Here is a 14,238-nt window from a genome sequence, read left to right as displayed (position 1 = left end):
GGGTCAGCCGATGGTGTCGAGCACGTCCCGGTAGGCCTTGTGCCAGTCGGCCACCGTGCCGGTCTCGGACGCGATCAGGACGTGGTGGCGCACCATGCCGCCGAACTGCGCGCCGAGCGCGGTCGGACGCAGGTCGGTGGCCGGGTCCACGCCGAGCCGCTCGGCCGCGATGGTGACGGTGCGTTCGGTGAAGCTGTCGATCACGACCACGGCGTAGTTGTGCACGGAACCCTGCACCTCGATCAGGCTCCGGCGCAGCCGGCGGCGGCGCTCGGTGTGCTCGACGGGCTCTTCCAGCCGGCCGCCGGTGGCGGTCAGCGCGTGGTCGAGCGCGGCCCAGAGCGGGAGTTCGGCGGGGGCGGCGGCGAAGGCGTCGAGGATGGCCTGGCCGAAGTCCCAGCCGAACAGCAGAGCCTCCTTGGCCGGGTAGTAGCGGAAGAACGTGCGGTGGGCGATGTCGGCGCGGCGGCAGATCTGGTCCACGGTGGTGCGCTCGAACCCCTGCTCCTCGAAGAGGTCGAGCGCCGCGGTGCGGATGGTGTCGCGGGTGCGCGCCTTCTTGCGGTCGCGCATGCCCTGCTCCGCCGCGGTGTCCGTCCCCTGCATGGTTCTTCCGTTTCCTCTCGGTGAGTTGAGTGTGGATGGGGCCGCCGAGGGGGCGGCTGTCAGTACCGAATCACGTCCGACCGTGCTCGCTCAAGGCGAGCGCCGACTCTTCCGGGTTCCGTCATCTGAAATTTGCACAACTGCCTTTTGGCAGTACTGCCACTTCCGGAATGGTGTGAAGCGTCGGCGGTCGCACTCCCCCAGGCCGCCCCCACTCCCCCGAACCGAGGAACCATGAAGCGGCACACCCACCTCCTGGTAGCGGCGGCCTGCACGGCCGCGCTCACCCTCACCGCCTGCTCCGCCTCCGACGACACGGTCTCCGGCTCCGGCGCCGGGAACACCGGCGCGGCGAACGACGGGCCTGCCGTGGACGGCGGCACGCTCAAGATCGGCCTGGACCGGCCGTTCGCCAAGCTCGACCCGGCCGACGGCACCCTGACCTCGATGCCGATGATGGTCCTCGCCAACGCCCTGTACGACCCGCTGATGGTCAACGGCGACAACGGCGCCGTCCAGCCCTACCTCGCCAAGTCCTTCACCCCCAACGCGGACGCCACGGTCTGGACCCTCGACCTGCACGAGGGCGTGAAGTTCGGCGACGGCAAGCCGCTGGACGCCCAGGCCGTCGCCGACCACGTCACCCGGCTCGCCAAGCCGGAGAGCAAGTGCGCCTGCGCCATCGACGCAGCCACCATCGGCGCCACCACCGTCTCCGGCCCGACCACCCTCACCTTCACCCTCAAGGCGCCCGACGCCGCCTTCCCGAACATATTCACCCGCTCCCTCGGCTACGTCTCCGAGGCCCCGTCCGGCGACTCCCCCGCCGTCGGCTCCGGCCCGTACACCGTGGAGAGCGTGCAACCCGGAGTCTCCGTCACCCTCACCCGCAACCCCGCGTACTGGGGCGCCAAGGGCCACGCCGACAAGCTCGTCTACCGGGTGCTCACCGACACCGACAGCCGCTACCAGTCGCTGCGCTCCGGCGACACCGACCTGATCTGGACCGAGACGCCCGGCCAGCTCAAGCAGGCCGCCGCCGACGGGCTGCGCAGCGCCACCGGGCCCGGCGGCACCACCACCATGGTCTTCAACACCGCGTCGACGCCCTTCGACGACGTGCGGGTCCGCCGGGCCGTGCAGTACGCGATCGACCGCGAGGCCCTGGAGAAGGTCGTCTCCCTCGACCAGGGCAAGGTCTCGGACGGCCCGATCGGCTCCCGCTCCCCGTACCGCACCGCCGCCGGGTACCCGGCCCACGACCCGGCCAAGGCCCGGGACCTGCTCGCCGAGTCCGGCCACCCCGACCTCGCCTTCGACTACCTCGTCGACAGCCGCCCCGAGGGCCAGCAGCGCGCCACCGTGATCCAGCAGATGCTCGGTGAGGCCGGGATCAAGGTGACCATCAAGCCTCTCGACGCCGCGGGCCTGGGCACCGCGATGCTCCAGCGCAAGTTCCAGGTGATCGACTTCCCCACCAGCATGTTCGGCGACACCGACACCGCGCTCACCAATCTCTACCTGTCCAACTCGCCCTACAACTTCATGAGTTGGTCCGACCCGGAGACCTCGAAGGCGATCGCCGAGGGCCGCGCCTCGACCGACCCCGCCAAGCGTGCGGCCGCCTACCAGCAGGCCGCCCGGCGGGTCGTCGGCGAGGTGCCGATGGCCTTCCTCACCGAGAACACCGTCGGCTTCCTCGCCGGCGCCAAGGTCGGCGGACTGCCCGACCTGTCCAAGCGCACCGTCCTCAACGTCTCCCCCGCCCCCCTGTGGGTGAAGCGGTGACCCCCCGCACCCGCACCGCGCTGCGCCACGGCGGGCGGCTCGGCCGCGCCGCGGCCGTACTGCTGCTGGTCACCGTCGCCGCCCTGTACCTGCCCCACCTGATGCCGGGCTCCCCCGCCGCCGCCGCCCTCGGCCCCACCGCCACCCCCGAGCAGATCTCCGCCTACGAGGCCGGGCTCGGCCTGGACCGCAATCTGTTCGCCGCCACCTGGCAGTGGATCGCCGACGCCCTGCACGGCGACCTCGGCCACTCGCTGTCCACCGGAGCCGCCGTCACCACCGAACTCGCCGACCGCATCCCCGTCACCCTCGAACTCTTCCTCGCCGCCCAGCTGGTGGCGCTCGCCCTGGCCGTGCCCGTCGCCCTGCTCTCCGCCTGGCGGCCCGGCGGCACCTTCGACCGGATCGCCACCGCCGGCACCTTCGGCTGGCTCGCCGTCCCCGGCTTCGCCCTCGGCCTGCTGCTCATCTGGCTCGCCGCCGTCCAACTGCGCATCCTGCCCGCCACCGGCTGGACCCCGTTCACCGAGGACCCGGCCGAGAACCTGCGCCACCTGGTGCTGCCCGCCCTCACCCTCGGCCTCACCGAGGCCGCCGTGTTCACCCGCACCCTGCGCGGACAACTGCTCGACACCCTCGACCAGCCGTACATCGCCGCCGCCCGCAGCCGCGGCATGGGCACCACCCGGCTGCTGCTGCGCCGCGCCCTGCGACCGTCCAGCCTGCCGCTGGTCACCCTGGTCGGCATCGGCATCGGCACCTCGCTGGGCGGCTCGGTGCTGGTCGAGTCGCTGTTCGCGGTGCCCGGCGTCGGCAGCCTGGCCGCCGGGGCCATCTCCGGCCGGGACTTCCCCGTCGTCCAGGCCGTGGTGGTGGTCAGCGCCGTCGGCGTGGTCGCGGCCACCTTCGCGGTCGACCTGCTGTACCGCACGATCGACCCGAGGATCGCCCATGAGCACCGCTGAGACCCCAGTCGTGACCGTCGAGACGGTCGCGGCGCGCACCGCCCGCCGCCGGCCCCCCGCCGGCGTGCTCGCCGCCGGGGCCTGGCTGGCCGTCGTCGCCCTCGCCGCCCTGCTGCTGCCCCTGCTGCCCGGCTTCGACCCGCTGCACGGCGACTTCGCCCACCCCGCCGCCGCCCCCGGCCCCGGCCACTGGCTGGGCACCGACAGCGCCGGACGGGACGTCCTGCAACGCACCGTCGCCGGCGCCCGCGCCTCCTTCACCGTCGCCGCCCTCACCATCCTGGTCGGCCTACTCGGCGGCGGAACGCTCGGCCTCGCCGCCGGCTGGTTCCGCGGCCCGCTCGACAAGGCGATCGGCTTCGCGACCGACCTGCTGATGTCCGTGCCCAGCCTGATCCTGGTGATGATCGCGGTCTCGCTGCGCGGCCCCAGCCTCACCGTGATCGGCACGCTGATCGGGCTGTTCACCGTCCCGCACTTCACCCGGGTGGTGCGCGCCGTCGTGCTCTCGCTCAGCGAACGCGGCTTCGTCCAGGCCGCCCGCATGCTCGGCACCGCCCCGCTGCGCGTCCTGCGCCGCGAGATCGTCCCGCACGTCGCGCCGGCCGCCCTCACCTTCGCCTTCACCGCCACCACCGTCGCCATCGTCGCCGAGGGCTCGCTCAGCTTCCTCGGCTTCGGGCTGCGCCCGCCGGAGCCCTCCTGGGGCGGCATCATCGCCGAGGGGCGCACGGCCCTCGGCAGCGCGCCGTGGATCTCGCTGGCGCCCGCGGCCGTGCTCTGCCTGACCGTCCTCGCCCTCAACTACCTCGGGGAGCACCTGCGTTCGGGTGGTCCCGCCGGCCCGAAGGGAGCGCGCGGATGACCTCCGCCCCCGACCTCGACGAACCCGCCCTGGACGTCCCCGCCCTCGACGTCCCGGTGCTCGACGTCCGCTCGCTGGACACCGTCCTGCACACCCCCGACGGCCGTGCCCTGCACGTCCTGCACGGCGTCAGCCTCACCATCGCGGCCGGCGAGTGCCTCGGCGTGGTCGGCGAGTCCGGCTCCGGCAAGTCCGTGCTCGCCCGCGCCGTCCTCGGCGTCGAGTCCCGCACCACCAGGGCCGTCGCCACCGGCGAGATCCGGCTGAACGGCGAGGACCTGCTCGCCGCCTCCCGCACCCGCCGCGCCGAACTGCTCGGCACCGGCATCGCCATGGTCCACCAGGACCCGATGACCTCGCTCAACCCGGTGGTCCGGATCGCCGACCAGGTCACCGAGTCCCTCACCAACCGGCGCCGGCTCTCCCGGCGCGAACGGCTGCGCACCGCCACCGAGTTGCTCGCCGCCGTCGACGTCCCCGACCCCGCCCGGCGGGCCCGCGCCCACCCGCACGAGCTCTCCGGCGGCCTGCGCCAGCGCGTCGGCATCGCCGCCGCCCTGGCCGGCGAACCCGCCCTGCTGCTCGCCGACGAACCCACCACCGCCCTCGACGTCACCGTCCAGCGCACCGTCCTGGACCTGCTCGACCAGCACCGGCGCAGCCGCGGCCTCGCCACCCTGCTGATCACCCACGACATCGGCCTGCTGTACGGGCGGGCCCGCCGGATCGCCGTCATGTACGGCGGCCGGATCGTGGAGACCGGCCCCACCGAGGCCGTCACCCGCCACCCCCGGCACCCCTACACCGCGGCCCTGCTGCGCTCCGTACCCCGGGTCACCGGCCCGCTGCGCCGCACCCTGCCCGCGATCCCCGGCTCGCCGCCCGACCTCACCCGGCCCACCCCCGGCTGCCCCTTCGCCCCGCGCTGCGAACTGGCGACGGACCTGTGCACCACGACCGCGCCGCCCACCCACACCGCGGCGGACGGCCACACCGCCGCCTGCCACTTCCCGCTCACCGCGCCGCCTGACGCGCCGTCGCCCTCGCCCTCGCCCTCGCCCTCGCCCGACGAACTGGAGCCCGCGGCATGACCACCGCCCCCGACGCTGCTGCCCCCGAAGCCGTCGCTCCCGGCGCCGCCGCTCCCGGAACGGCCGTCCTGGAGGCCACCGACCTCAGCGTCGTCCACCGCACCCGCTCCGGCCCGCTGCACGCCGTCAGCGGCGTCGACCTGGCCCTCCACCCGCGCCGCACCCTCGCCCTGGTCGGCGAGTCCGGCTCCGGCAAGAGCAGCATCGCCAAGGCCCTGCTGCGGCTGCCCCCACCCACCACCGGCACCGTCACCCTCGACGGCACCGACCTCGCCACCCTCTCCCCGCGCGCCCTGCGGGCCGTCCGGCCCCGCCTCCAGCTGGTGTTCCAGGACCCGCTCTCCTCCCTCAACCCGCACCGCCGGGTCCGCGACCTGGTCGCCGAACCCCTCGACGCCCACCCCGACCCGGCCCGCGACCGCGAGCAGGTCGTCACCGAGCAGCTGTCGGCCGTCGGCCTCCCGCCCGCCCTGTTCGGCGACCGCCGCCCCCACCAGCTCTCCGGCGGGCAGGCCCAACGGGTCGCCATCGCCCGGGCCCTGGCCGCCGGACCGCGCGTCCTGATCGCCGACGAGGCGGTCTCCGCCCTCGACGTCTCGGCCCAGGCCACCGTGCTCAACCTGCTGCGCGGGCTCACCGAGGAACGCGGACTGGCCGGCCTCTTCATCTCCCACGACCTCGGCGTGGTCCGCGCGGTGAGCGACGAGGTGGCTGTGCTCCAACTCGGCCGCATCTGCGAACGCGGCCCCACCGAGGCCGTCCTCGCCGCCCCGGCCCACCCCTACACCGCCGCCCTGCTCGCCGCCGTCCCCGAACCCGGCCGCCCGCTGCGCGACACCGGCCTCCTCCCCACCGACCCGCCCTCCCCCCTCGCCCCGCCCAGCGGCTGCCGCTTCCGCACCCGCTGCCCCCTGGCCGACACCCGCTGCGCCACCGAGGAACCGCAGCTGCGGGAGGTGGCACCAGGCCGCGCGGTGGCCTGCCACCGACCACTGATCGGCGCTGCCACAGCGTCCTGACCAGCCGGACGCACCACGGGCCCCCGGGCCGGGAGCCCCACTCCCGCCCCAGGGGCCCTTCCCGTTCCGGCCGCGGACGGGCGGGCGCCACGGCGGCGACGGGAAGGGTTCAAGCGCAGTGCCCGACTCGGAGCACCCGCAGGTCATCGGCACCACGGAGGCCCGACGGGACGGCGCCCCCGTCGGGCTTTCACCTGGCAGGGGCACGGCCCTCGCGCGCCGTTCGCGCCCCTTCACGCCGGTGACGATTCGCGTACGCAGCCTTACCGTTGGTTGCGATCACGGGTCGCACCTGGCGACCCGGCGTACCGGAGGTCCCATCATGCGACGCCTCGTCACGACGATCGGTACCCTCATCGCCGCAGGGACGCTGGCCGTGGCCGTCCCCACGTCCGCCCAGGCCGCCACGGGCACCCTGACGTTCTACAACGTGATCTTCCCCGGCGGGTCGGGCAGCGGCCCGGGCGTGCCGTACCTCGACCCGGCCCCCGGCTGCTACGACGTACCGAGGGAGGCACAGGGGCCCCTGTCAGGCGTGAACAACGCGACGGACAGCACGGTCCGCTTCTACTGGGGCGAGGACTGCACCGGCGGGTCGCTGTTCAGCGTGTCGGCCGGCCGTTCGGTCAGGTTCAACTCGCACCCGCGCTCCTTCATGGTCGAGAGCTGACCGCAGACCCGATCGCAGCCACACCGATCCCAGGTGGCCGAAGGACGGGCGACCCGGCCAGCGGCTATTGGGGGTCCGGCCAAGGCGCCCGCGAAACCCACCCGGGGCCATCCCGGTCTCGCTCGTCGTCGAGTAGTCGCGGGGATTTTGAACGGCGGGCGACCGCAGGCCACTTCGGCCTGTCGGCCGCCCGCCGTTCGCCGTTCGCGTTCGCGCCCACGGCGGCGCTACGACCGCGATGGCGCTACGACAGCGGCAGCGCCCGCCTGAGCGCACCGAAGGCCGCGTCCAGCAGGGCGCGATGATCGGGGTCGACCGCCGCCGCACTCTCCCCCGCCAGCATCCGGCCCGCAGAGGTGAGGCAGCCGGTGCGATAGGCGGCGACGGCGAGCGCGGCGGTCAGCCGGGGCTGCGGGTCCGGCGAGGTCTGCGCGATCACCCCGGCCAGCGCGCCCTCCAGCTCCTCGACGCCTTCGCGGGCCCGCGCCCGCAGCGACGGGGAGTCCACCACGACCTGCCAGAAGGCCGTGAAGCGATCCCGCAGAGCCGCCAACGGGTAGCCCTCGTCGATGAGTTCGAGAATCAGGCGATGCAGCGCGGCGAGTGGGGACTCGGCGGCCGGGCGGTCGCGCACCGCGCTCGTGAACAGCTCGACAGCCTCCGGGATCCGGTCCAGGAAGAGGTCCTCCTTGCGCGGGAAGTAGTTGAAGACCGTCATGGTCGAGACCTCCGCCGCCTCGGCCACCTCGGCGACGGTGACCTGGTCGAACCCGCGCGCCAGGAACAGGGTGGTGGCCACGCCGGAGATCCGCTGCCGGGTCTGCACCTTCTTGCGCTGACGCATCGTGAGGTTCCGGGACTGCGGTTCGTCGCCGGCGTCTGGGGTCCTGGCTACATCCATGACCGAAATTATACCCACCACAGATTTTTAGTGACTACAGTGAAGTCATGAACACGGACATGAACACGGACATGAGCACAGACGCAGGCACCGACGCAGGCACGGACGCAGGCACGGACTACGACGTGGTGGTGGCGGGCGGCGGGCCGGTCGGGCTGATGCTGGCCTGCGAGCTCCGGCTCGCCGGAACCTCGGTGCTGGTCATCGAACGACTCACCGAGGTGGACCAGACGGTCAAGGCGGGCGCCATCAACACGCCCAGCGTGGAGGCCTTCTACCGGCGCGGGCTGCTCCCCGCGCTCGAAGAGATCCACGCGCAGGCAATGGAGAAGTTCGCCCAGTTCACCCGGCAGCGCCACCCGGACGGGCCGCCCACCAACGGCGAAGTGCCCACCAACGGCGAAGTGCCCACCAACGGCGAAGTGCCCGCCGACAGCGCAGTGCCCACGCGGGCGCCGCAGCGGATCGCCGGGCACTTCGCCGGAATCATGCTGAGCCTCGACCGCTTCGACCCCGCCGACGACCCCGACTTCGCCGACCGCGGCCCCGTCGACAAGGCCGCCCTCGTCCCGCAGGCCGCCCTGGAGCACGTGCTCGGCGAGCGCGCGGCCGAGCTGGGCGTCGAGCTGCGCCGGGGCGTGGAGTTGACCGGCTTCGACACCGACGAGCACGGGGTGACCGTGCACACCGACGGCGGTGCGCCGATCCGAACCGGCTGGCTGGTCGGGTGCGACGGCGGCCGCAGCACGGTGCGCCGGCTCGCCGGGTTCGACTTCCCCGGCACGGCCCCGGAGATCACCGGCCACCAGGCGATAGTGGAGATGACCGGCTCCGAGGCCCTGGGCGCCGGCTGGAACCGGACCTCGGTCGGGACGTACGTGCACGGGCCGGTGCCGGGCCGGATCCTCACCGTGGAGTTCGACGGTCCGCCCGCGGACCGCCAGTCGCCGGTCACCACCGAGGAGTTGCAGGCCAGCCTGCGCAACGTCAGCGGCGTGGACGTGACGATCACCAAGGTGCACAGCGCGACCCGCTTCACGGACAACGCCCGCCAGGCGAGCACCTACCGCGCGGGCCGGGTGCTGCTGGCCGGCGACGCGGCGCACGTGCACTCCCCGTTCGGCGGCCAGGGGCTCAACCTCGGCATCGGCGACGCGATCAACCTCGGCTGGAAGCTCGCCGCCACCGTACAGGGCTGGGCACCGGAGGGCCTGCTGGACAGCTACACCGCCGAGCGGCACCCGATCGGCGCCTGGGTCCTGGACTGGACGAGGGCGCAGGTCGCGCTGATGCGGCCCGAGCCGGGCAGCGGCGCGCTGCGCAACGTCGTCGCCCAGCTGGCCGACACCGCGGCCGGGACGACCTACTTCGTCAAGCAGCTCTCCGGCGTGTGGCAGCGCTACGACCTGCCCGGCGAACACCCGCTGGTGGGCCGCAGCGCACCGGACCTCGCACTCGCCGACGGCAGCAAACTGGCCGACCACCTGCACGACGGCCGCGCGCTGCTGCTGGACCTCACCGACGACCCCGAGCTGCGCGCCCGCGCCGACGGCCACCGCGACCGGTTGCGGATCGTGACTTCCCCCTGCCCCGAACAGCCCACGCCGGCCGCCCTGCTGGTCCGCCCGGACGGCTTCGTCGCCTGGGCGGGCGACAGCGGTGAGGCCCCGGACGGGCTCGGCGAGGCGCTCGACAGGTGGCTCGGCGCAGCTCAGGACTGAGCTCAGGGCCGGCGCAGGACGGCGGCTGCCAGGGCGAGCGCCGGGTCAGGGTGTCGATCGCCCGGTCGAGTTCGGCGGCCTGCTGCTGGTGGCTGCCGTCGGTGACGCAGTCCTGGAAGGAAAGGTCTTCGTCCAGGACCTCCGCAAGCACATCCCCTTCACCATCACCCGCACGTGACCACCACCGCCCCGCCCACCCCGAGGGCCGCCAGGCCGGTCGCACCGCGCCCAGCGGCCTCCGGCACACCAACGGCGGACACCACCGCACCCCACTTCCCACACGGCCGCATCGCAGACGCGGCGCTCCCATCTCTCCCCCCCGGCCCCCGCACATCCGCGCGACACTCACAGGTGATCTATCGTCACTTTGTGTAGGCCTCCAGGCGTACGATGTCGGGGGTTTGGGCATGGTCAGCGCCGGGGCCGTCACGGTCCCTGCGGTTCGCGTCCACTGCGGGCCGCGAGAAGGTGCCGGTCCAGCGAAGAGGAGCTTCCATGACGGGTCAGACGCCCGACGCCGCGCAGCAGCAGGTGCAGTTCCCCATCACCGAGTCGTTCACCGGCACAGCCCCGGAGAATGAGCACTGGCAGTTGCTGGGTAGCGCGCGGCTGAACGAGGGCGCCCTGGAGCTGACGCCGAACACCCCCTCGAAGGCGGGTACGGCGTTCCTGGACCAACCGTTCTCCTCCTCGCTCGGGGTGAGCATCGACTTCGACTACTCCTGTGAGGGCGGCGGGGCCCAGGGTCTCGGGGACGGGTTCAGCCTCTACCTGATCGACGGGAGCCGTACCACGCAGCCCGGGGCCCGCGGCGGGGCGCTGGGCTACTCCTACATCAAGGACGGCTCGGTCAACCTTCCCGGCGTCACTGCCGGCTATGTGGGCGTCGGCTTCGACAACTTCGGGAACTTCGCCGCCCCCTCATGCGGCCCCGGCGGTCCCGGCCGCAGCCCCGACACTGTGGGTGTGCGCGGCTCCGGGGACCTGCTCACGGGCTTCGCCTGGCTGGCCGGTGTCGAGGTGCCGGGTGGGTTCCGGGGCGGCTGGGGGGTGGGGGCCCATCTGCAGGTGACCGTCATCGGCGGGCGCCTGACGGTGCGGCGCTCCAGCACCTCGGACCCCAACGGCGCGGTGCTGATCGACAATCTCGACCTGGCCGCCGGCCCGGGCCAGGTGCAGATGCCCGCGACGTTCAAGCTCGGGTTCGGCGCCGGCACCGGCGGGGCCACCGCCGCCCACCGCATCCGCAACCTCACCGTCGCCCTGCCCGTCGCCATGCCGCTGGAGATGAGCGGCCCGCTGACCGCCAAGGCCGGCCATCGGATCTCCTACACCATCGGCGTCCAGAACCACGGGCCCAACGACGCCCCCGACGCCGTCGTGCGCGGCGACGTCCCCGTCCAGTTGCTCGACGTGGAGGTGACATGCCGCGGGGAGAACGGCGCGGTGTGCGGCCCGGGAACCGCTACCGACGGCGAACTCCACCAGCCGCTCAGCCTGCCCAAGGGCAGCAAGGCGGTGATCACCTTGAGGGGCACCGTCGACCCTCACCACGAAGGCGACTTCACCGCCACGAGCCGGATCACCTCCGCCACCCGCGCCAATACCGCGGCCCAGCAGTCCGGCCAGGTCACCACCACTGCCGAACTGCCGCTGATCACCGTCGGCCAGAAGATCGCCGGGCAGTGGGACCAGACCTGGCCCGAGGACGCCAAGGGTTGGCTCGTCAGCTACAACCTCACCCTGGCCGCCAACGAACACCGCGTGACAGCCTGGGAGATCGCCTTCGACGTCCCCGCGCGCACCCGCGTCAACCCCCAGCAGACCCAGTGGTACCGGGTCATCAAGGACGGCCTGGAGGGAACGGTCGTCCTTGGGTCCCCCAACGACGGCTCCCACACCATCGACCCCGGCACCCCGCTGCCCGTCGACGTCCAGATCCTCTACCCCTCCCAGTCCGACGCCGGCGACGGCCGCCTCCGCGGCCTCTACGCCGTCGAGGTCGAGAACCCCTAACCCCCGCAGAAGCAGCACCCGGACCGGATCCGCCTCGCAGCAGTGCATCCGCCCGCGAGGCGGATCCGGCACAGCTACCCGCAGCCCGACCTGCCGGTCACGCCCGTGCGGGCCGCCATTTGCACCCGGCGCTCTGCGCCAACGCGCGGTGGATTCGCCCGCCGACGCAGTCCTCCACCACTGGGGGCGGGTGGGGCTGCCTTACGGCAGCCCCACCCGCCCGGGCCTCTGCTACATCTGGCCCTGGTCCATCAAGCCGCCGGCGCGCGTCCGTGCCTGCGTTCCGAGTGCCTGGTCGGCGGTATCCGCAATGGGGTCGGAGCCGTCGTCCTGCGGGTCTGCGACCCTGTGGACGACCAGTTCGGGCTGCTCGTCGACGTACTCTTCGGGCTCGGGCATGGGGTTCTCCTTCTTCGGGGCGTCAAGCACCTGGACCAACGAGCCGTCCGCCACCTGATGACGCCTACCGGAGGCAGCTGGCTGGCAGCCGGTCTGTGCGGACTGACGGCGACCGTCCCTCGGAGAGCCCGATCGCTCTCGCGCTCCGCCGGGCGATGGCCCGCTCCTCGGCGTGAACGAGAGGCATTGACAGCCCGGCGGCCTCCAGAAGTCGGTGGAATCCGGGGACCGCGCCCGTGCTACTTGCCGACCGCATAGACGATGTCGTCCGTGAGGTACTTGTCGCCGACGGTCGCCTCGTAGGTCCCCAGGTTCGACGTGATGGCGGCCTTGGCCTTCGCCTTGACCGGGGCGGGAGCGCCGTTCAGCGCGCTCAGCGATGTGGCCAGGTCTGCGGCCTGAGAGGCGATGGTCTTCAGCAGGTGGTCGTAGTCCGGCGTGCCCATCTGTGGCTTCCCCTTTGTAGAAGTGCTGTGCTGGCGGTTGGCGGCCCTGTCCGTCGGGCATCTGCGAGGGCCCGGCCAAGACAGTTCCTCGATAGGCGGCTCCCCATTCGCCGCCACTCGATCGGGTGAATACTCTGGACACGCCAGCACTCTTGCGCGATAGCGCCGACGGCGCGCTCCCAGTCCCGGAGTTGCCCAACCTGGCCCGAAGAGCAGCATCGCACCGGTCCGGCCTCCGAGCTCTGGACTCCCACCCTGCACTGCCGCTGCACGATGGCAGCGCGGCCAGAGGTGGTGGTTGTCAGTGCTTGATGTCGATCTTCCCCTGTCCGCCCATCGCGCCGACGCCCATCTCCGCTCCGCCACCGACAAACGAACCGATGTACTCGCCGTCCAGGCCCCACAGGTTGATGTTGAACATGGCCGCGGTGGTGGTCGCCTCGAAGCGGGTGGTCCAGCCCGCGTAGTCGGACAGGTGGCCGTTGGTCCACAGGGTGCCCCAGACGTCTCCGCCTCCGACGCTCAGGCCGCCTCCGGCACCGGTGATCTCGTACTCGACGCCCTTCTCGTCGGTGAAGTCCCCGGAGAAACCGCCCCCGAGGACCGAGAAGGAGTGCACGGACCCGGAGTAGGAGAACTTCTTGGGGACGATCACCGCTTGCCCGGCGATCAGGTCGGGGTCGATAGCCCGCCGGGCTGTGATCAGGTCGAGGTGGGACTCGGCGGCCCGGCTGTAGTGCTCGGCCAGTTGCGGGTGGGCGGTGTCGTGAATGCTCATGGCGAGGGGTCCTTAATTCGTTTCACGGACGGCCCGGGCGCAGGTGCGCACGGCGGCTTGATCGTCCCAGCCCGCCCCGGACCCCGCTGCACCGAAAGGTGTGAACAGGCCATCGAACAGGCAAGGTTGGCTTCCGAATCACCCAGTCGACTTGCCCCACGCGGTTCCCACCCAGCCGGCACGGGAGGGGACGTTCAAGGGGCCGTGACAGCACTGTCCTCGCCCGGCGCGTCCGACGCGTCGGGGCTCAACCCGAACGTCCGCGCGCACCGCGGGTGGGAGATGGGCCAGTCGGCGGCTTCCTCGACTGTGCGCAGGGTGCGGGTGGCCTTGTCGGGGTCGGGGTGGCTGTTCCATCCGCAGTCGTGACCGTCAGAGACCTCGACCTGGTGGATTCCGTACTCGCGGGCGGTGTTGAGGGTGCCGGTGTTGTGGGCGACGGCGGAGCGGGCGGCGAGGGCGGCTTCGGCCCAGGCCCGGACGGGCATGCGGGCGCCGTTGCGGTAAACGACCCGGTCGAGGCGGTAGGCGGCGGCGAGCCGGTCGGCGAGGGAACGGGCTGCGGTCGTGGCGCCGGCTCGGTCGGCGGTGAGGAGGGGAGGTCGTGGCGGACGGCGACACCGCCGCCCCCTCCGGCATGCACCGGGCTCGAAATGAACTTCCGAGGGGCCGTCGCGCAGGGCGTACAGGTCGGCGATGGCGGCCAGTTCCGCGAAGCGGTCCAGTAGCCGACGGACGGCCCGGCCGTCACCGCCGGGCACGGCCTTGGTGATCGTTTCGACCAGGGCCTCCCGTCCCGCCCTCCGGGCCGTCTCCGGTCCGACGGGCGCCAGGTCTTCGACTTCTGCCTCCCCGCGCGGTGCGGCTCGCTGCTTAGGGCGCGCGGCGGCGGCTCGGGGGGTTGCCGCCGCCGCGCAGCGGAAGGTTACCTCACCCCAGAGCGTCGCAAAATCTGTGTGCGCCGGAGTAGACA

At 72.7% G+C, this 14,238-nt stretch carries 14 protein-coding genes; 8 read left to right on the top strand and 6 right to left on the bottom strand.

The genetic code is table 11. The features are described 5' to 3' along the window. Positions 1-3: 3 nt before the first annotated feature. Positions 4-606: a TetR family transcriptional regulator gene (locus ACIOGZ_RS35050; protein ID WP_400988890.1), complete on the bottom strand. Its 603-nt coding sequence runs from the start codon at positions 604-606 to the stop codon at positions 4-6. Positions 607-840: 234 nt separating this feature from the next. Between ACIOGZ_RS35050 and ACIOGZ_RS35045 the strand changes: the two genes are divergently transcribed. The 6 genes from ACIOGZ_RS35045 (at position 841) to ACIOGZ_RS35020 (ending at position 7,004) form a co-directional block, all read left to right on the top strand. Then, complete coding sequence (locus ACIOGZ_RS35045; protein WP_400988888.1) at positions 841-2,394, top strand: ABC transporter substrate-binding protein; 1,554 nt, start codon at positions 841-843, stop codon at positions 2,392-2,394. Then, positions 2,391-3,359 carry an ABC transporter permease gene (locus ACIOGZ_RS35040; RefSeq protein WP_400988886.1) on the top strand — a complete coding sequence of 323 codons (969 nt, stop codon included), beginning with the start codon at positions 2,391-2,393 and terminating at the stop codon, positions 3,357-3,359. The genes ACIOGZ_RS35045 and ACIOGZ_RS35040 overlap by 4 nt, the downstream gene beginning before the upstream one ends. Beyond that, a complete protein-coding gene (locus tag ACIOGZ_RS35035; RefSeq protein ID WP_363581007.1) occupies positions 3,346-4,224 on the top strand; it encodes an ABC transporter permease in 879 nt (292 codons plus the stop codon). The genes ACIOGZ_RS35040 and ACIOGZ_RS35035 overlap by 14 nt, the downstream gene beginning before the upstream one ends. Further along, complete coding sequence (locus tag ACIOGZ_RS35030) at positions 4,221-5,315, top strand: ABC transporter ATP-binding protein (protein WP_400988884.1); 1,095 nt, start codon at positions 4,221-4,223, stop codon at positions 5,313-5,315. Before ACIOGZ_RS35035 ends, ACIOGZ_RS35030 begins: the two co-directional genes overlap by 4 nt. Then, complete coding sequence (locus ACIOGZ_RS35025) at positions 5,312-6,334, top strand: ABC transporter ATP-binding protein (protein ID WP_363581003.1); 1,023 nt, start codon at positions 5,312-5,314, stop codon at positions 6,332-6,334. The genes ACIOGZ_RS35030 and ACIOGZ_RS35025 overlap by 4 nt, the downstream gene beginning before the upstream one ends. Before the next feature lie 322 nt (positions 6,335-6,656). Then, positions 6,657-7,004: a hypothetical protein gene (locus ACIOGZ_RS35020; RefSeq protein WP_363581001.1), complete on the top strand. Its 348-nt coding sequence runs from the start codon at positions 6,657-6,659 to the stop codon at positions 7,002-7,004. Between the two features lie 244 nt (positions 7,005-7,248). Here the strand turns inward: ACIOGZ_RS35020 and ACIOGZ_RS35015 are convergent, their stop codons facing one another. Further along, positions 7,249-7,905, bottom strand: coding sequence for a TetR/AcrR family transcriptional regulator (locus ACIOGZ_RS35015; protein WP_363580999.1), 657 nt, complete (start codon positions 7,903-7,905; stop codon positions 7,249-7,251). Positions 7,906-7,976: 71 nt separating this feature from the next. On the opposite strand from ACIOGZ_RS35015, the gene ACIOGZ_RS35010 reads away from it, so the two are divergent. Further along, positions 7,977-9,626, top strand: coding sequence for an FAD-dependent oxidoreductase (locus ACIOGZ_RS35010; protein ID WP_400988883.1), 1,650 nt, complete (start codon positions 7,977-7,979; stop codon positions 9,624-9,626). Positions 9,627-10,121: 495 nt separating this feature from the next. Beyond that, complete coding sequence (locus tag ACIOGZ_RS35005) at positions 10,122-11,642, top strand: hypothetical protein (protein WP_363580995.1); 1,521 nt, start codon at positions 10,122-10,124, stop codon at positions 11,640-11,642. A gap of 231 nt (positions 11,643-11,873) precedes the next feature. On the opposite strand, the gene ACIOGZ_RS35000 is transcribed toward ACIOGZ_RS35005, so the two are convergent. From ACIOGZ_RS35000 to ACIOGZ_RS34985, 4 genes are all read right to left on the bottom strand, one after another. Next, complete coding sequence (locus tag ACIOGZ_RS35000; protein ID WP_363580993.1) at positions 11,874-12,041, bottom strand: hypothetical protein; 168 nt, start codon at positions 12,039-12,041, stop codon at positions 11,874-11,876. Positions 12,042-12,280: 239 nt separating this feature from the next. Further along, on the bottom strand, positions 12,281-12,487 hold the full coding sequence (locus tag ACIOGZ_RS34995) for a hypothetical protein (protein ID WP_363580991.1): 207 nt from the start codon (positions 12,485-12,487) through the stop codon (positions 12,281-12,283). Positions 12,488-12,788: 301 nt separating this feature from the next. Beyond that, positions 12,789-13,265 (bottom strand): hypothetical protein, encoded by a 477-nt coding sequence (locus tag ACIOGZ_RS34990; protein ID WP_363580989.1) that lies wholly within the window; start codon positions 13,263-13,265, stop codon positions 12,789-12,791. Positions 13,266-13,459: 194 nt separating this feature from the next. Continuing rightward, positions 13,460-14,026, bottom strand: coding sequence for a hypothetical protein (locus ACIOGZ_RS34985; protein WP_363580987.1), 567 nt, complete (start codon positions 14,024-14,026; stop codon positions 13,460-13,462). Between the last annotated feature and the right edge of the window lie 212 nt (positions 14,027-14,238).

Origin of the sequence: Kitasatospora sp. NPDC088160 (assembly GCF_044741445.1) — a bacterium.
Lineage (GTDB): Bacteria > Actinomycetota > Actinomycetes > Streptomycetales > Streptomycetaceae > Kitasatospora.
The sequence above is the reverse complement of the archived record's forward strand: the minus strand, read 5'-3'. Positions and strand labels throughout refer to the sequence as shown.